14 protein-coding genes are annotated in these 18,674 nt (G+C 61.9%); 2 read left to right on the top strand and 12 right to left on the bottom strand.

Annotation, left to right across the window (positions count from 1 at the left end):
* Positions 1–10: 10 nt before the first annotated feature.
* The 10 genes from AAFG50_RS16885 to AAFG50_RS16840 form a co-directional block, all read right to left on the bottom strand.
* The gene (locus AAFG50_RS16885) at positions 11–2,077 is read right to left on the bottom strand and encodes a hydantoinase/oxoprolinase family protein (protein ID WP_028170719.1); all 2,067 of its coding nucleotides are present in this window, start codon (positions 2,075–2,077) and stop codon (positions 11–13) included.
* Between the two features lie 162 nt (positions 2,078–2,239).
* On the bottom strand, positions 2,240–3,178 hold the full coding sequence (gene nac / locus AAFG50_RS16880) for a nitrogen assimilation transcriptional regulator NAC (protein WP_028170718.1): 939 nt from the start codon (positions 3,176–3,178) through the stop codon (positions 2,240–2,242).
* Between the two features lie 155 nt (positions 3,179–3,333).
* Complete coding sequence (locus AAFG50_RS16875) at positions 3,334–4,542, bottom strand: aspartate transaminase (protein WP_028170717.1); 1,209 nt, start codon at positions 4,540–4,542, stop codon at positions 3,334–3,336.
* Positions 4,543–4,596: 54 nt separating this feature from the next.
* Positions 4,597–5,337: an ABC transporter ATP-binding protein gene (locus tag AAFG50_RS16870; RefSeq protein WP_028170716.1), complete on the bottom strand. Its 741-nt coding sequence runs from the start codon at positions 5,335–5,337 to the stop codon at positions 4,597–4,599.
* The gene (locus tag AAFG50_RS16865) at positions 5,330–6,100 is read right to left on the bottom strand and encodes an ABC transporter ATP-binding protein (RefSeq protein ID WP_028170715.1); all 771 of its coding nucleotides are present in this window, start codon (positions 6,098–6,100) and stop codon (positions 5,330–5,332) included. Before AAFG50_RS16865 ends, AAFG50_RS16870 begins: the two co-directional genes overlap by 8 nt.
* Entirely contained in the window at positions 6,097–7,083 is a 987-nt protein-coding gene (locus AAFG50_RS16860) for a branched-chain amino acid ABC transporter permease (protein WP_028170714.1), read from the bottom strand. Before AAFG50_RS16860 ends, AAFG50_RS16865 begins: the two co-directional genes overlap by 4 nt.
* A 43-nt stretch (positions 7,084–7,126) precedes the next feature.
* On the bottom strand, positions 7,127–7,999 hold the full coding sequence (locus tag AAFG50_RS16855) for a branched-chain amino acid ABC transporter permease (protein ID WP_011086396.1): 873 nt from the start codon (positions 7,997–7,999) through the stop codon (positions 7,127–7,129).
* Between the two features lie 12 nt (positions 8,000–8,011).
* Entirely contained in the window at positions 8,012–9,196 is a 1,185-nt protein-coding gene (locus AAFG50_RS16850) for an ABC transporter substrate-binding protein (protein ID WP_028170713.1), read from the bottom strand.
* Positions 9,197–9,795: 599 nt separating this feature from the next.
* Positions 9,796–10,755, bottom strand: coding sequence for an OmpA family protein (locus AAFG50_RS16845; protein WP_011086394.1), 960 nt, complete (start codon positions 10,753–10,755; stop codon positions 9,796–9,798).
* Between the two features lie 888 nt (positions 10,756–11,643).
* A complete protein-coding gene (locus tag AAFG50_RS16840) occupies positions 11,644–12,204 on the bottom strand; it encodes a hypothetical protein (protein WP_028170712.1) in 561 nt (186 codons plus the stop codon).
* Positions 12,205–13,165: 961 nt separating this feature from the next.
* On the opposite strand from AAFG50_RS16840, the gene AAFG50_RS16835 reads away from it, so the two are divergent.
* Together AAFG50_RS16835 and AAFG50_RS16830 are read left to right on the top strand one after the other, a co-directional pair.
* Positions 13,166–15,028, top strand: a complete 1,863-nt coding sequence (locus AAFG50_RS16835; protein WP_231166688.1) for a caspase family protein — start codon at positions 13,166–13,168, stop codon at positions 15,026–15,028.
* Between the two features lie 140 nt (positions 15,029–15,168).
* Positions 15,169–16,161, top strand: a complete 993-nt coding sequence (locus AAFG50_RS16830; protein ID WP_028170710.1) for a hypothetical protein — start codon at positions 15,169–15,171, stop codon at positions 16,159–16,161.
* A 27-nt stretch (positions 16,162–16,188) separates the two neighbouring features.
* Here AAFG50_RS16830 and AAFG50_RS16825 read toward each other — a convergent pair whose 3' ends face one another.
* Both AAFG50_RS16825 and AAFG50_RS16820 read right to left on the bottom strand, forming a co-directional pair.
* Positions 16,189–16,746: a DUF4384 domain-containing protein gene (locus AAFG50_RS16825; protein WP_231166687.1), complete on the bottom strand. Its 558-nt coding sequence runs from the start codon at positions 16,744–16,746 to the stop codon at positions 16,189–16,191.
* Positions 16,747–16,855: 109 nt separating this feature from the next.
* Positions 16,856–18,655, bottom strand: coding sequence for a caspase family protein (locus AAFG50_RS16820; RefSeq protein ID WP_074077067.1), 1,800 nt, complete (start codon positions 18,653–18,655; stop codon positions 16,856–16,858).
* Positions 18,656–18,674 lie beyond the last annotated feature (19 nt).

The following is an 18,674-nucleotide window of genomic DNA, read 5'->3' as shown; positions in this document are numbered from 1 at the left end:
TGCGTCGTCCTCAGGCGATATTGATCACGAGATTGCCGTTGATGTCGACGTGAGCCGTGCCGCTCGGTCCGATGACCGCGGTGGACTCCCGCTGCTCGACGATCGCGGGCCCCTGGATCTCTTCGCCGACCGGCAGCTTGTAGTGGTCATAGACTGGCGTTTCGACGAAACCGCCGCGCTCGCTGAGATAGACAGAGCGCGTGCCCTTCCTGGCCTCGGCGGCATGTCGTGTGTGCGGGCGGGTCACCTGATCCTTTTGGCCGCTGGATCGCAGCCGCCAGGTGATCACCTCGACCGATGAGCCCGCAACGGTGCGGCCGAACAGCTCGCGATAGAGCTTGTAGAAATTGCCGAGCAATTCCTCGTGGAACTGCTTTGGCGGCAAGCTGCGATCCGGCAGCGCGACCGTGATCTCGTGCCCCTGGCCGACGTGGCGCATGTCGACCGTGTAGGTGTTGGTGATCGTCTCCGGCGCAACGCCAGCGGCACGGACCACCTCGGCGCCCTGGACCGCGAGATCGCCGAGCAGGCGATCCATCGCCGCGAAATCCCAATTGTCGACCTGCATCGGGAAGCTCGCGGACAGATCGACCGCGACCGGCGCGATCAGCAGGCCGATCGCCGAGGTGACGCCGGCGCCCGTCGGGCAGATGATGCGCTTGATGCCGAGCTTGCGAGCGATTCCATAGGCATGCACCGGACCTGCGCCGCCGAAGGCGACCATCGGCAGGCTGCGCGGATCGACGCCGAGGTCGGTCGCGTGCACCGCCGCCGCCTTGCTCATGGATTCGTTGACGAGATCGTGGATACCCCAGGCGCAGCGGGGAACGCTGACGTCAAGCGAGGATGCAAGCTTCGTCATGGCCGTGAGCGCGGCATCTTTCGACACCTTGAACGAGCCACCGACGAAGGACTCGGTGCCCATATAGCCGAGCAGGATATCCGCGTCCGTCACCGTCGGCTCGGTGCCGCCGCGCTGATAGGCGGCCGGTCCCGGCAGCGCGCCCGCCGAACGCGGTCCGACATCGAGCAGGCCGAGCGGGTTCTTCGCGGCGATCGAGCCACCGCCAGCGCCGATCTCGATCATGCGGATCGACTGGATCTTCAGCGGGAAGCCCGAGCCTTTGCGGAAGCGATGATAGTGCGCGACCTCCAGATCGGTGCCGACTGTCGGCTCGCCGTTCGGGATCAGGCACAGTTTTGCAGTGGTGCCGCCCATATCGAAGGACAGCACGCTGCCCTCGCCGGCGATGCGGCCGAATTCGGCGGCCGCGACCGCGCCCGCGGCTGGCCCCGATTCAATCAGGCGCACCGGCAGCTCAGCGGCGCGGATGCTCGGCACGAGACCGCCCGACGAGGTCATCCAGAGCACCTGGCGATTGATACCCCTGGCCGCAAACTCCCGTTCGAGATGGGCGACGTGTCCGGACATCTGCGGCCGCGTATAGGCGTTGACGACAGTGGTCGAGGCGCGGTCGAACTCGCGCACCTCCGGGCAAACCTCCGATGACAGCGACACGAAGACGTCCGGGTCTTCCTCACGAAGCAGCGCAGCGATTCGCTGCTCGTGATCAGGATATTTGTAGGCGTGCAGCAGGCAGACGGCGACGGATTTGATGCCCTCCTCGCGCAGCCGGCCGGCGATCTCGCGGACCGTCTCCTCCTCCAGCGCGGTGATGACCTCGCCATCGGCCGCGATACGCTCGACCGCGCCAAAGCTGTTGGCACGCGTCACCAGCGGATCCGGATATTTCAAGTTCAGATCGTAGAGGTCGTAGCGGCCTTCGTTGCGAATGCGCAGCATGTCCTGGAAGCCGGCTGTCGAGATGAAGCCGGTCTTGACACCCTTGCGCTCCAGCACCGCATTGGTGACGACGGTGGTGGCGCCAAGCACCTGCAGCCCGTTGAGATCGACGGCACTACCGAATTGTTCGAGCAGCTCGGACGCACCGCGAACCACGGCCTCGGCAGGGTTAGTTGGCGTGCTCAGCACCTTGTGGAGATGCAATTCGCCCTTGTCGTCGAGCAGCGCGAAATCGGTGAAGGTTCCCCCGGTATCGAATGCGAGCTGGGCCATCTGTTTCCTCGAAGCGATTGTCTTCGAGCGTAGAAAATGCGGTTGCGGCCGACCACCACAACTCCCGTCTGCCGCCATAGGTTTTGTTTATGGCCTGGCGAAACCGACGCGCTGCGGCTACTGCGCATGCAGGCGCGCGGCTTTGACGTTCGGCCGTGGCGCCTAGACCGATCGAATGCCCTGCGGATGGCTGCGCATTAGCTTCTCGACCACGGTTAGAAGCACCGATCGCGTGGCGAGCGCAGGCTCCGACAAGGGCAGATGGTCGGAGATGCACAGCGAGACGGTTGCCTCGATCGCAGGGCGAACCAGCCGCCGCACCTCGACACCGCCAAAGCTCGACGCGCTCGCGGCCACCGAGGCCGGCAGGATGGTCGAGCCGAGACCCTCGGTCACGGCCGCACCGAGCGCGGAGACGGATTCGATCTCGGAGACGACGTTCGGCGCCACCCGGGCCCGCGCCAGCGATTCGTCGATCAGCCGACGCAGGAAGTGCCCCTGGCTCGGCAGCAACAGCTTGACGTTGGCCAGCGCCGACAGTGGCAGCGGCTCGTCCGCCGGCTTCTTCGCGCCCGACCCAGCAGGCGAAACAAGAAACCGCTCCTCGCGGAACAGCGGCTGCAGCTTGACACCCTTGATCGGGCCGGAGCCATAGATCATGGCCATGTCCATTCTGCCGGTCATGATCAGCTCGCTCAGCACATGGCCGAAACTGTCGTTGATATGGACGATGATCTGGGGATGCAGCGTCGACATCTCCTTCAGGATCGGCAGCGACAGAATGCTTGACGCCGAGTAGGTCGCAAGGCCGATCGAGACGCGGCCGGCCAACGCCTTGTTCGATTGATCAATGTCGATCTGGGCCTGCTCGATCTGCTTCAGCAGCAATTGCGCATGACGGTAGAGGATGAGGCCAGCCTCGGTCGGGACGATGCCGTGATTGCTGCGCAGGAGCAGCTTGTGCTTGAAATGGCTCTCGAGCGCTGCGATCTGCTGCGACAGCGCCGGCTGCGCCGTGCGCAATAGGCCGGCGGCGCGCGAGACGCTGCCGGCGTCGACCACCTTGACGAAGCTCTTGAGCTTCCTGAAATCGACGCTCATCTGTGTCGAACGCTGGTCCTCAACCGAACGGGCAGCGCCCGCTCGGCCGTTCATGGAAACACGGTCTGGATCGATACTATCCTTTATCTAGCCTATTGATTTCAATCGGTTTCTTCGCTTGCGCGCCGATTTGGCAGGCAAGTCCGGCCTCGCACTCAGCGCAGCGCTCTGCAGGCCTTCTCGATGCGGTCGCAGGCGGCCTTGATCGCCTCCATCGAAGTTGCAATCGAGAGGCGGAAATAAGGTGAGAGCCCGTAGGCCGCGCCCTGCACGGCGGCGACACCGACATCATCGAGCAGATAGAGTACGAAATCGAGATCGCTCTCGATGACCTTGCCGCCCGGGGTGGTCTTGCCGATCACGCCGGCGCAGCCGGGATAGAGATAGAAGGCACCGTCAGGCACCAGACAGGACAGGCCGGGGATCGCATTGAGCCGTGCGCAGGCATAGTCGCGGCGCTCCTTGTAGAGCTTGACGCTGTCGCGAACGAACGACTGGTCGCTGGTCAGCGCATGGGCGGCCGCGGCCTGGCTGATCGACGATGGGCACGACGACATCTGCGATTGCAGCTTGTTGATGGCGGCGACCAGCGGCGCGGGACCGGCGGCATAGCCGATCCGCCAGCCGGTCATCGCATAGGTCTTCGACACCCCGTTGGCGAGCAGGACGCGGTCCTTGAGCTCGGGCACCGCGGCGGCAAGCGTCGTCGCCGGCTCGTCGCGGTACCAGATCTGGTCATAGATGTCGTCCGAGAGCACGAGGACGTCGGGATGACGCAGCAGCACGTCGCCGATCGCCTTGAGGTCTGCGCGGGAATAGGCCGCGCCGGTCGGGTTCGAGGGCGCATTCAGGATCAGCCAGCGCGTCTTCGGCGTGATCGCGGCTTCCAGCGCCTCCGCCGTTAGCTTGAACCCCTGGTTCTCGGAGCAGCGGACAATGACGGGCTTGCCGTCATTGGCGATCACCATGTCGGGATAGGAGACCCAATAGGGCGCGGGAACGATGACCTCGGCGCCCTCCTCCACGCTCGCCATCAGCGCGAGGAACAGGATCTGCTTGGCGCCGCCCCCAACGCAGATCTCGTTGTCGGCATAGTCGAGGCCAAGGCGGCGCTTGTAGTCGGCGATGATCGCCTTGCGCAGGGCGACAGTGCCGTTGACGGCGGTATATTTGGTCTCGCCGCGATCGATCGCCTCGTGCGCGGCCGCCTTGACGTGATCCGGCGTGTCGAAATCAGGCTCGCCGATCGCCATGTCGACGATGTCGCGGCCGGCGGCCTTCAGCTCGCGCACGCGGGCGGACGCCGCCGTGGTCGGAGATATCTTGATGCGCGAGACGCGCGCGGCCGGCACGAAGATCGTCACTGTTGTCGTCCTTTGCGTTGCGAATGCCGTCCACCTGCCGGGCGGACGCCTAGATCATTGTTCGACGTCGGTCTCACCGCGCATGCGGCCGGTGAGGAAGAGCTCGCCCAGCTCGTCATGGGTGATGTCGGCGGGACGCCCGTCCCAGATCACCTTGCCGAGCCGCAGGATGACGGCGCGCTGCGCCACGGCCATGGCCTTCTTGGTGTTCTGCTCGACCAACAGAATGGTCTGGCCGGCCGCGTTGATGCGCAGCAGCTCATCGAACACGATGCCGATCGCGGTCGGCGACAGACCGACCGAGGGCTCGTCGACGAGCAGGATCTTTGGCCGCTGCAGCACCGCCATCGCGACTTCGAGCAGCTGCTGCTCGCCGCCCGACATGTTACCGGCCAGCGTGTTGCGGCGCGTCTTCAGGATGGGGAAGAGGTCGTAGACATAATCCCGCTCCGCTTTCACCTTGCTGTCGCGCAGCGTATAGGCGGCCATCTGGAGGTTCTCGTCGACCGTCATGACAGGGAAATTGCAGCGCCCCTGTGGCACCCAGGAGATCCCTTCGGCGAGAATCGCGCGCGACTTGAGTGCGCTGATGTCCTTGCCCTGCCAGTTGATGCTGCCGCCCTTGACCGTGGTCATGCCATAGAGCGTCTTCAGAAGCGTCGACTTGCCGGCCCCGTTCGGCCCCATCAGCGCGACGAACTGTCCCTGCGGCACGTCGAGATCGACGCCGTTGAGGATGTCGAGCGAGCCGTAGCCGGCCCGCAGGCCCTTGATCGAGAGAGAGGGTTCAACCACCGAGATAGGCCTCCCGCACCGCCTGGTTCCGGACGATCTCGTCGGGCGTTCCTTCCGCGAGCTTGCGGCCCTGGTCGAGCACGACCACGCGCTTGCACAGGCTCGTGACGACGTCGATGTTGTGCTCGATGATGAGGAAGCTGACGCCGAACGAGATGTTGGCGAGGCGGATGCTCTCGACCACACGCTCGATCAGCTTGGGATTGATGCCGGCCATGGGCTCGTCGAGCAGAATGAGCTTCGGCTCTGGCATCAGCATCGAGGCGAACTGGATCAGCTTCTGCTGGCCGCCCGAGAGCTTGCCGGCCGGCTGGAAACGCACGTCCCAGAGACCGGCGATCCTGATCAGCTCGCGTGCCCGTTCCCTGAGCGCCGCGACGCGATTGCGCGCGGCGGCGCCGATCCCGAACGTCGACCAGATGCCGGGAAAGGTGAACATCTGGCCGGCGATCACGAGGTTTTCCTCGATGTCCAGCGCGGAGAAAACCACGGTCTTCTGGAACGAGCGCAGCATGCGGCCTTCACGGGCGATATCGTTGAGCGACCAGCCCGTGATGTCCTGACCGTCGAGCTTCACAGCTCCCGCGCTCGGTCTTGCGAGCCCGGTCACGCAATCGAAGAAGGTGGACTTTCCGGAGCCGTTGGGGCCGATCAAGCCGCAGATCTCGCCGCGGTCGACATGCAGATCCACCCAGTCCACGGCGCGCACGGCGCCGTAGGACTTGCAGAGGCCGGAGATATCGAGGATCGGCAGCCCGTTCATTTGCGCTTCTCCAGGAATGACCAGAAGCGGCCGATCAGCGGCGCGAATCCGCTGGGGAACCAGAACACCAGGCCGAGCAGGAAGAAGCCATAGGCGATCATGCGCAGCTCCGGGGCGACGCGCAGCGCTTCGGTGAGCCCGACGAACAGCAGGCTGCCGAAGATGACGCCCGAGATGGTCCCCGCCCCGCCGCCGAGCACGATGATCAGCATCGTCGTCGAATAGTACATCTGGAAGGTCAGCGGGCTGACCACGGTCAGATAATGCGCATAGAGACTGCCGCCGAGCCCCGCAAAGGCAGCGCTGATCATGAAGACGACGAGCTTGTAGTGCCAGGTCGGAATGCCAACGGATTCGGCAAGCGTCTCGTTCTCGCGAATGGCGATCATGTTGCGGCCCGCCGGCGACCGAACGATCAGGTAGACGGCCAGCGTTGCCAGCGCAGCGATGACGAGCGTCAAATAGTAGAAGGCGACGGTTCCGGAGACCGTGAACGAGGCGGGCCCCAGCGCGAAATAGGGTTTTGGGATCCCCGCCAACCCCATGTCGCCGCGCGTCAGGCTGATCCAGTTCTTAGCGATGGCTTGACCGATGATGACGAAGCCAAGCGTGCACATCACGAACGACGTCGTACGCAGCCTCAGAGCGGGAATTCCGAGCGGCGCCGCAATTGCGCCCGTCACAAGGCCGGCGGCGAGGAAATTCAGATAGAACGGCGTGCCGAAATGGACTGCCAGCAGCGCCGACGTATAGGCCCCAATGCCGAAGAACGCTGCCTGCGCCAGCGACAGCAACCCGGTGTATCCCAGCAGCAGGTTGAGACCATGGGCCGGCAGCAGGAAGATCAGCGCGATGATAATCGCGTGCAGCGGGTAATTGCCGAGGAATAGCGGTGCGACGCATGCCAGCGCGCCGAGCGCGAGGCCAAACGGAACGCGAAAATCCCGTCCCGTCGCCGCAACAGGGAGTTCGGCTGGTGCCATGGTCTGGTCTCGGACGATCTCAGTCATGTCACATCCATGGTAGTCAGAAGCGGGCCTGCGCGGAGAAGAGCCCGTGCGGACGCCACATCAGCACCAGCATGAGGGTCGCAAATCCCACGGTGTCGCGGAACTGCAGCCCGACATAGGTGGCAACCAGGCTCTCCGCGATACCGAGGATCATCGCCGCGACGAACGTGCCCCGGACGTTGCCGAGTCCGCCCATGATGATGATGGGCAGCGTCTTGAAGGTGATGAGCTCGCCCATGCCGCCGTAGACGCTGACGTTCACGGGCGCAGTCAACACGCCCGAGAGCGCCGCCAACCCAGCCCCGAGGATGAAGGTCCAGAGCGCGATGTGACGGACGTCGATACCGACCACAGCGCAGCACTCGATGTTCTGCGACACCGCGCGCATCGCCTTGCCCATCCGGCTGTAGGTGACCATCAGCTCGAGGCCGACGAACACGATGAGGCTGACGATGATGATCAGGATGCGCTGCTCGGCCAGTGTGAAACCGAACAGCGTCACCGGCTCGATATAGCCGCCGGAGAAGAACTTGTAGCTGCCACCGAACACCAGGATGACGGTGTTCTGCAGGATCAGCGCGACGCCGAGGGTCGCGAGCACGCCGGCCTCGGCCGGCGCTCCGACGATCCGCTGCATCACGAAATTGCCGACCACGACGGCGATGACGGCGGTGGCGACCACACCGATCACGACTGCTACCGGATAAGGCAGGTCGAAATATTCGATGGCGAACCAGGCCCCGAAGGTGCCGAGCATATAGTATTCGCCATGCGCGAAGTTGATGGCGCGCAGCACGCCAAAAATCATCGTCATGCCGACCGCAACGATCGCATAGACCGATCCTGATACGATGCCGTTAACGACCTGCTCTATGATCGTGTAGAACATGTGCGTGGCGCCCTATTTGGGATAATCGATCTCGGCCGAATAGGCTCCCTTGATGGCCGGCTTGCCGTTCTCGATCTCGAGCAGGATCATCGGCAGGCGCGCCTGATTGTGATCGTCGAAGGTCACCTCGCCGACCGCGCTCGCATAATGGATCTTGGACAGCGCGGTGCGGACCTTCTCGCGGTCGATGCTCTGGGCCTGCTCGATCGCCTCGGCCAGAAGATGCGTCGTCTCCCAGTGCACATAGGCGTGGTTGTTGGGGGCTTCACGGAACTCGGCAGTGAACTTGTCGACGAACGCCTTGCTTTTCTCCGACTCGTAGGCGGGAAGCCAGGCCGCCGCCTCGATCGCACCTTCGAGCGCCTTCGGCGCCGCCTTGATGGTCTTCTCGGTATTGAACTCGGCATTGCCGATCAGCGGAATCTTCCCTGCGATCCCGACCTCCATCATCTGACGCCCGACGATGGGCGTGGAATCGGCGTTGCCGTACATGATGATGGCCTGGGCGCCGGAATCGCGGATCTTGGACAGCACGCTGCGGAAATCCACCTCGCCCTCCTTGTAATAGTCTTCCGTCAGGATCTGGCTTTTGAAACGAGGAAGGTACTTCTTGGTGAACTCGATGGCCGCGCGCCCATAATCGCTGTCGACCGAGAGCACGGCGTATTTGGTAAAGCCCTTCTTCTCGGCGGCGTATTGCAGCACGATCAGGGCACGGTTTTCGTCGGTCGGATAGTTACGGTAGGTCCATTTGAAGCCGCCGACGCCCGCCTTGTAGGTGATCTTCGGATTCGACGACGCGGCATTGAGGAGAAGCACACCGGCATCCTCCACGACCGGCTGCATCGCGAGCGTCACCGAGCTCGATACGTCGCCGATGATGAAATCAACCTGGTCCTGGTCGATGAGACGGCGGGTTGCGGAGACACCCTCGACCGGCGTGCCCTGGCTGTCACCGGCCAGGACGTTGATCTTGCGCCCGCCGATGCCGCCGGCGCCGTTGATCTCCTTGGCCGCCATCTGGGCGCCACGCAGCGAGAACGCGCCATAGCGGGCATTCGGCCCGCTCATCGGCGCGACGAGGCCGAGCTTGACGGTGCCGTCCTCGGTTCGGGCGAAGGCACTGGAGGAGACGGCCTGAAGGCCGATCAGTGCGGTTCCCATGCAAAATCCGCGTCGGCTCAATTCGATTGTCATGTGACCGCTCCGTTGCCGCTACAAAATGATGCGCCCGCGATCTCCGCCACTTCCGTGGTCTTGCTCTTGGAATTTTCTTCTGCGGCCGACGGTAAAAAATAGATTTACGTTCGATGACAGGGGAAGCATGACTGCGGTCTGCCGCCATAGCGAATTCTTATGGCGCCCCTGCGCTTTCGATTTGTCGCTCGATGCAGCTAGCGCTGCGCGCGCGAGAGCGGCTGCCAACAAATCCCCGCTTGAATCGCGTTCGCCCTGCGCTCAGTTCCAAACGGCCTCTTGCGGGCCCGCGCAGACCGGCGCGGACGCCGCATCTGCTACCCCGCGCCTCGACCGAAACTGTCGAAAAGTGCAGGCGGACGACCAGTCGATCGCACCGAGGCGGCGCCATCTACATCGGAAGGCCCGATCACGTTAGCTGTGAGGAGATTTTTCTTGATCTCCCGGTGCACACGTAGTGCACATGCCGCCCTCTAACTATCTGAAAGATCTGAACTCTCGCTCCAATCCATCATGGGGAAGTTTGAACTAGGTCCAGCCAACAAAAGCTAGCTCGGGACATGAACCACTGTATGCGGGCTTTGTCGGCCTCGGCATGCTCACGGCCCGCCAAACGGCTTTGGTCTCTCCAGCGGGATGAAAGCGCTCAGATGGGCTGGGTATGTCGACGCGCCGCCGCCTATGGTCGTGCCGGTGCTGATGCTCAAGTAGACGTCCTTCACCCCCTTGGGCGTTTCCAGCAGGATCCAGTTCTTGCTCACATCGCCTATGCCGATTGTCGTAAAGCGCATCGACTTGCCGAACTGCGAACAGGAGATTGGCTTTTCAGTCGTAAACGAATTCCACGGGCCATGCAGGGTACCCGATCTACCGCCAGTTTTCGGAAGGCTTAAGCCAAAGCCCAGGCCGACCGCCGCATAGACGTAGGTGCACTTCAAATTGTTTTCCGTGTCCCATATGGAGAACAAGGCGCTGGCAAACGCAATCCCGGCTCCAGCCCTGCCCTTCACGATGCGCTTGATGGCCGCTCTCGCGGCGAACGAGATCGAACCGTCGACCTCAAGCAGCATGGCTATCTTGAAATTTCGACTGACTTTTGGCTTCGGCGGAACGGGTCGCGGCAAGTCTGGCTTTATGATCGGTTCGAAATAGACCTTCGGGAGCACCCAAAGGACCACTGATCTATCGCTGTCTTCGTCCAGCCTGTGATTTGCCGTCTGCGTATTGCCGATGGCGTGCGTCTGCATTTGCTCCGGGTGGATGCCCATCTCGGACAGAGACCGCGCGACTGTAATCACGCGGTTGGCCGACGTCGTCATATTCCAATCGGCCGCACCGATCCGGCTCGCGGAGCCCGTCATCCAGATCTGACCGGCGTCATCCTCGAGTAGGGGTACCACTTTGTTCTTCAGAAATTCGGAATGCTCTTTCTTCAAGCCCCGAAACTGGTAGCCGGCAAAGTCATCGAAATCGAAATTCCAGAGCCGCGCGTGCAGAACCCCCACTCCTGAAAAATCCAGATCGACGTCAACCCTGCCCGGACCAGTTTTGTGAAACATGTCTCTTCGACCTGCAGTGAACAGATAGCAACTCGTCGGCGATCGGCCGGACGGCGCAGGACCGCCTTGTTTTTAGTGCGGGCAAGAGAAGAGAAGTTCATGAAATCGGTAGCTACAACGAAGGTTGTGATCTTCTTCCCATTTCGATCTGGCGCCGAAGCAGTGTGCGCTGTGCAACGCGACATCATTGTCGCGATCGGAGCAGTGACGACCTAGGAGGGGTCGCGGTAGGACAGGCCGTGGAACTCGTACAGCACGACGACTTCGCGGAATTTCCCTAGACCTCGAAGCCCCTACCCGACCGCTGTCAAAGCGACAGCGCATCTAGATAGTACTTTTGCCGGCTTGCTCTGCGTCTGCCTGATCCCCAACAAAAACAAAGCGAAACGGTAGGCGTCGCCCAGCAGCCGCAGCGCAATATCGCGGAAGCACTTGGTGTGCTCGTTGGTGATTTGGCATTGCGTGTCAATTGCGGATGGCTTTGCGCAAAGCAGGCGAAGTGGTCACCGGTTCTGTGATCGCAATCATGGACTCTCGCGCTAAACGTCTGAGCTGGAGCGACGAGGTTCTCGCGAACAGGAACCTGGCGTCGTCTGCTCGATCTACTCTCACTAAGGCTGTCGCTGCCATGCGCGAAACGCAGTCATTCAGTTGCTTTTCGATTTCCGACAAGGGGCTCGCCAAGGGCTCCGCCTACGAGGCCCGGCGCGATGGAACTTGCCGCCTCGACGTCGGGCCGGGAGCACACGACTGCGTCGATTGCCACAATGTGATCGTTTGGCTGAATTCAGTGGAGACCGCCTCGCGCAGAGGACGTTCGGACCGTTTCGCGCGGACGCGCGACCTGCAGGACGACGGAGGCGACGACTTCTGCGGTCGGCCAACGACTTATCCACCAAATCGCTTGACCAGCTTTGAGCCCTTGGCTGCATCGATCTGCTGGCCAGTCAAGTCGGAGCCGGCGCTCAATCCTATCGTCATGAGGTTCTTGACGCGCTGCGCCGCCTGCTTCTCATTGGAATAATCGATCTCGACGTGATCAAGGCTCATCAGATGACCAAGCTCGTGAGCCCAGGCGCGTCCATTGGCGTGGTCATTGCCATACCACTGGACGAAGCTTGCCGGCTCGGGTTCGCTATTGGGGTATGAGCCTCCGCCAGCGGACAGATTTTCGATCGAATTGACGAGGTAGATGTGGATGGCATTGTCCGGATCGTGCCGAGAGGTAAGAACACCCAGCAATCGCTGATCATTGCTGCGTGCGCTCTTTGCCATGTCGAGCGGCTTCTCCATCAAGCAATCGCTGATCACGAACGCGATCTTGGCCTTTGACCAGATCGTATTGACCACGTCGAGCGCCTTCTTGGCCGTGTCGCTGCTCCATTGCCTGGGCTCAACGACCCCTCTCTCGGCAAATGGCGTGATGTAAATCCTCAAGGGAATAGGCATTAGCTTCTCCGAAGTTCGGAATTTGCGATTGTATCTCCGCGTGCTGTCCTCCGCAATTCGGAGGACTGATTTCATTTCGACTCTACCGAAGGAACAATGTCCGGGGGACATGACCCCGATGGAGATTCACCGCACCGGTTACACCGACATCCAAGAAGACGCCGATCTCGTGTTTCACCGTCGGGCACTGGCAGTATAGATAGGGCGAGCCGGCTATTTGCCGCGGGCTACCGCGTCTGTTTGCTTATCGACGCCCAGTCTGCTCGACGCGTCGGATCAGGCGACGTCGGGCTCGATGTGGCTCAAGCTCGTCATTGGATCGTGCTGCGCTCGGGAACTTGAAAATGACGGTCTTCATTTGGGGAGATGAAGAGTACAAAGGCCACAAGAACGTCCTCTCTCACGGAGGATCAGCTCCTGGAGAACTTCTACGGCTTCGTGGTCGCCAAGCCATAGCTCGATGGACGAGTCGAATTCTTCGCAAAGTCCATCACTGCCCGAAGCCGAACTGACGGCCTTGCTCCGCGCTGTTGACCTGATTGCAAGCTGCGACCAAGACGGTCGATCCGCGAGCCCGTCCTTGGACTTCACGTCCGCTCGATCGCCGTCAGCGGAACTTTCGTTTGAACCACGTCAGAGCCTTCTGGTGCGCTGCCGCGTGCAGGCCAGCAAGAATTAATAACTGTTTTACATCAACATCTTATACCGAGGTCGCACGACAGCACAACATTGGCGGGCGCCCATCATCCACATGAATCGGCGCACAACGCCCGGCCGCAATAATCCTCCGCACCTTTTGAACGCCTCCGCATTTCAAAACAACACATAGGAATGGATCGGGCTCGAGATCGGTACTGTATGCAGACAGGCAGCCGCCAGTAGCGTACGAATTCAGGAATTATTTCTTACGCGGCCGTCCTCGCGACGTCACCATTCTACGGGCATAGGTTGGGTGTTCGCCATGAGATTGTACAGGCACCTCCGGGTTTGTCTCCTTCTCGCCGCTTCGCTGTTCCTGGCCTCTCAGCCAGCCTGGGCGACAAAGCGCGTGGCTTTGGTGGTCGGCAATTCCAGCTATCAAAACGCCCCACTGCTTCCAAACCCGGCCAATGACGCTGCGGCCATCGCCGCGACCTTGAAGGGCGCAGGTTTCGATGTGGTTGACTCAAGGCTCAACCTCGCCGCGACCGACATGCGGCGGGCCCTGAGAGAATTCGCCGATCAGGCCCGCAATGCCGACATTGCCTTGGTGTACTATGCTGGCCACGGTATCGAGATCGACGGGACGAACTATCTGATCCCGACAGACGCCAGACTCGAGCGTGACACGGATATCTATGACGAAGCATTCTCGCTCGACCGTGTCCTGCTGGCGATCGAGCCTGCGAGGCAGCTGCGCGTTGTGATCGTCGACGCGTGCCGCAACAATCCGTTTGCCGACTCAATGAAGCGTACAGTTGCCTCGCGATCAATCAGCCGCGGGCTGGCCAGGGTCGAACCCGCCGTCTCCAACACACTGATCGCGTTTGCGGCGAAAGCCGGACTAACCGCACTCGATGGCAACAGCAAGAATAGTCCGTACGCGACGGCTCTCGTGAAGTATATTGCAAAGCCGGGGCTCGACTTGCGCAGGGCTTTCGGCTTCGTCCGAGACGATGTCTTGCAAGCCACGGGCAACCGACAGGAGCCCTATGTCTACGGCTCACTGGGCGGCGAGGACGTTGCACTTGTTCCGGCTGCCAAGGCCGAGGAACCGATACAAGCAGCCAACCCCCAGTCGGAAATTCGTCGCGATTACGAATTGGCCTTGCAGCTCCGCAACAAGCCCGCTCTGAACGCGTTCCTGACCCAGCATCCAGACGGATACTACTCAAATCTGGCGAAGCTGCAGCTTAATCAGCTCGAGGCCGAGGACGCACGCGTCGCGGCGACAGCGAAAGCGCAGCAGGCCGAGCAGCAACAAGCTCGCCTGATGTCCCAGGGCGCCCAGCGTGCCGAACAGGAGAAGGCGGCCGCGGATCTGAAGGCTGCGGAAGAGGCCCGGATTGCCGCCGAGAGGACGAAGCAAGCGGCGCAGGAGCAGGCCACCGAGGCGGAACGGAAACGGACTGCATCCGAATCTACAATCGTCGCTGCAATCTCCGGGAATAAGCCGGCTGTTGAGAGTACCGTCGCGGATAACCCTACGGCCGCTGCGCCCGGTGAGGACAGCAAGACGCCCAAGCTTGCGGCACTGAGCGACGAGCCGCGCCAGACCGATATCGCAAGAGCCGATATCGCCAAGTCCGTACAAGGCGAATTGAGCCGCGTCGGCTGCTTCGCCGGCCCCGTCGATGGCCAATGGAATGCGGCCTCGCAGCGCTCGTTGGCTCTCTTCAACCGGCACGCAGGCACCAAACTGGACGTCAAGCTTGCAAGTCTGGATGCTCTTGACGCGATCAAGCTTAGGCCATCGCGGGTCTGCCCGCTGATCTGCGATCGCGGCTACAGGCCCGACGGCGAGCAGTGCAGTAGGATCACCTGTGCCGAGGGTTCGTTCCTCAACGACGACAATGAATGCGAGAAGCGACGCGGGAAGAAACCGGTTGCGAAGCGCAACACGGACGAGCGTCCGTCACGTGCGGATCGTTCGGCCCGCGAGAGACCGGAGCCAACAGCCGACGTTCCGCGGCGGCAAGCAACTGTGAAGAACAGCGGCGGCGGCAGTGGTCAGATCGTTTGTGATCAATCTCTGTGCCGTCAGGTCAGTCGCGGCTGCCACCTCGAATACCGCGGCGGGGGCGGCCCCGGGGGCAACGTAGGTAATGTCGAGTCCTGCCGCTAGCAACGCGCAAGGCTGCCACGGCGTCATGGAAGGCCAGGAGGCCGCGCGGATTTTGGTGTCGAGAATGTGTGACGGGCAGCAGAGCTTAACACCAGGTCAGCCAGGTCCTTGCCTGGATTGGCCGAAGCGGAGCGACCTGTGTGGTTGCGTGTGAGCTTGAGCAAAAGGACGCCAACGCCTTTCCGGGGGTGACGCTCTTCACGAAGCGGCAGGCACCCGGCATGAAGCCGACGGCGGTTTATCTTCCGCCAAAGCACCCAACAGCTGCTACCAAGTTCGATGTCGTGATCTGGCTTCACGGCTTCTATGTCAAAAACCATGAATTCCTATTCCACAACGATCCAGCGCGGCTGCGCGAACAGGTCCGGGATTCCGGCAAGGACGTGGTGCTTATCGCGCCGTTCCTGGGCTACGAATATGCCGTTGGCGACACCTTTGCCGGAAACTACAACGTGTCTGACCTGGCAACCGCGAGCTGGGGCGAACGCTATCTCGAGGAGGTCCTTGGAGCTCTTGCCAGGTTCCTGGGTCTCTCCTCGACGTCCATTCCTCAGCTCCAGATCGGCAAGCTCATCATCGCATGCCACTCCGGCGGCGGTAACGGCATGCGCAATCTCGTCGGGAACCTTGGAAAGTATCAGGGCAAGCTGACGGCCTGTTGGGGATTTGACTGCCTCTACGGCGCCAATGCGCGGCCCGACGATGCGACCTTCTGGTATCAGTGGTTGTCTGGACAGAGCGGCCGCGCGCTCGAGATCGTGTATGGTCCATCAACTCTCCCGCAATCGGTGAAGCTGGACCTGATCGGGCGCGGGCTGGCGACGGCCGATGGCAATCAAGCGCAGCCACAACGCCCTGCTCTCAAGAACCTTAGCGTAAGGGTCGGTCATTACGACCTGTTCCCGGCATTTGGCCAGATGGTCAGGGTCAACGACCTGGACCCGGCTTACGTGGATCGCTTCATGATACCGCAGGTCGCTGACCAGCCGCGTCTGCACCACAAGCCGGCGCCACAGCACGGGGAATTCCTTCAGGGCGCGATTTCCAACGTTCGCAGCGCCTTTCCCTTTCCAAAGGACATTCATTACATGATCGCCCGGGGTGGCTTCTTCAGTCGGCTGAGCAAGCTTTAGCCTTCACAGGCCTTGGCCTTGCCGGGCTCACTTGATGGAATAGGATTTGACGTCGAACGACCAATTATTCGTCACCAGCTTTCCGCTGCCGTTGTCCGGCACGCGCAGCTCACTGGTCCAGGCCGTTAGATAGCTCAACGCCTCGGCCTGATCTTGTAGCTTGCGCGGCAAGTCCGGCAAATCGAGCAACTGCACCCGCCGCTCGCTCAGGATGGCGATCATCACTGCTGACCCAGTCGGCGGTGAGACGACATATTCAAAACCACGCTGCCGAGCCGCCGGGGTTGGAACGACAAATTCGACGCCGGGCCTGACGAGATTGATGTCGCGTCCGTCCGACTGCGCCAATAGCTCGGGAGTCGGAAAGATCTGGGACATTCGCCCTTCCGCGTCGACGTCGACGAGAATGAGATATCCCGGCTTCCTCGCGGTGACGCCGAACGTGACCTTGCCGCCGAGGTTAACGGTCTGACCCGGCAGGATCTGAAGGGACACACTCGCGGTATTGGCCTGCCTGCGCGCCGCTTGTACGGGCCAAAGCCAGGGTGCATACGTCGTGCCGACATTCAGCGATGCCGACGGCAACGGCGCTGCGGACGAAGCTCCGCTACCCGCCAGCAGCAGCAGGAATGCGAGCCATGGTCGCTCCCGGCGGATCGGCTGCGATGACGGCATGGCCTGCTCTCCCTAAAAGTCAGGGAGCACTGAAGAAGCCGATCGAGGCGATCCGCGCGTCCGCAGGCAAGTACCGCTCGAGGCTCTTGATCACCTGCCCCGAAGCGCGGCGCCGGTTGAGCTGCATCAGGACTGTCTCAAGATCGACCATGCGTTGCTGCGAGGTCACTGCAACGATCTGTTCCGCGCCGAACGGCTCGCCGACCCTGAGCGGTAGGCGCAAACTCGCCGATCGGGCCAGTGCCGCATCGGAACCCACCGGATACAACAATTGGATGGTGCCATCGCCAGACACATTGAACAGCAACACCGCTCTTGACCCCACATCAGACAGATCAACTTCGACAGTCTGGCCAGCACGCTGTTGGCGATCGTCCGGCCAGATGCGCATGATCTGCGGCGACCGGGTCGCAATGCGCTTCAGTTCACGAATTGCCGCTGTCCGGTCAACGACCGTCGGCAGGCTGGCAACGTCGATCCCGTAGGCGACTACGTCGCCCCACGCGATCACGTCGTGCGACACGGGATCCCAGATCAGGTCGGGATTGTCCGTCGGTTGAACAGCCTGCACGGGAACATCCTTTGGCACCACGCTCGCAAAATAGTTCGTCTTGCCGTCGAGCGCCGCCAGCCGGATTGGCGCAGCGAGACGGAGGGGGGCCGGCGCGTCGCCGGTCGGAAGTTCCTTGGTCGCCGCCGCGGCAAGGGTGGGAATGTTTGGTGCCTTGGCCGTGACAGCCGGCGGCGCGGGCGCTTGTCCCTCGACGGGCGCCCCGGATACGGCCGGGCCGGAGGCCGCTCTCGCGGCCGGCCCCTGAATCAGCACGACACCGCGCGTCAATTCGAAGGCGATGTCGGTATCCGGCGTCTGAGGCGGCGATGATATGGTCACGATGTTCTGGCGCTGGTCCGAGAGCTGATAGACCACCTGTCGAACATTGCTGAAGAGCTCCTTGAGCGTCACCTTCCCATCGTGATTGATGTCCGCGCTACCCTCCACCGCCCGTGCGACCGCATAGCTGAGAGCCCCGCGCAAGCCATCGATGCCAGGGATGCGGACTTCCGGCGCCTTGGTGTAGCGGTCCACCGCAGCCAGGAACGCCGTGTGGTCAAGATCGAGTTCTGACTTCGGATCGTTGCTGTCCGACACCGGCTTCAGTTCGTCAACCAGCAATGTGTAACGCGGCACCTGCCGGAAGCTCATCTCAGCGGCACGCGGATCGATATCGCGCACCATACCGCCGCCGTGGCAGGTATCAGCCACGAAGATCACCTTCGCTCCGCGAAGCTCGAACTGCCGGATGAAATGGTTGAACTCACTGCCCAGAACACGTTCAATGGACCCGGTTGGCGTGGTTTCAAAGCCTGGCAGCAGGAACACGTTTTCCATCCCGTCCGGCTCCGAGCCCTTGACGCGCTCCGGCTCCTGGGTTCCATGACCTGCGATCGACAGAAAGATGAGGTCGTTGTTCTTGGTCCGCTCCACCAGTGAACTGATCTCGCGCAAGATGCTTGCCCTGTCGGCCTGTGCGTTAGTCAGGACGACGACGTCGCCAACCCCCATGCTCTTCAAGCTGGTCACGATGTCAGTGGCGTCGGCGACCGCGCCCTTCAATTTCCGCACGTGCTGATAGTCATCGATCCCGATCACGAGCGCGCGCACCGCCGCCCCGTCCGGATTGCTGATCGACAATCCTCCTGTCGCATGCGCGTCCGGGGATATCAGCCCGATCAACGCAGCGAGCCCGATGGTGGCGCATAGCCGCTTGATCCCGCAATCAAGTTCCCTGGGCATCCGCATCGTGATCCACCTCGACATCCTTCCTATCCATTCTGTA

Origin of the sequence: Bradyrhizobium sp. B039 (assembly GCF_038965675.1) — a bacterium.
GTDB classification, from domain to species: Bacteria; Pseudomonadota; Alphaproteobacteria; order Rhizobiales; family Xanthobacteraceae; genus Bradyrhizobium; species Bradyrhizobium diazoefficiens.
The sequence above is the reverse complement of the archived record's forward strand: the minus strand, read 5'-3'. Positions and strand labels throughout refer to the sequence as shown.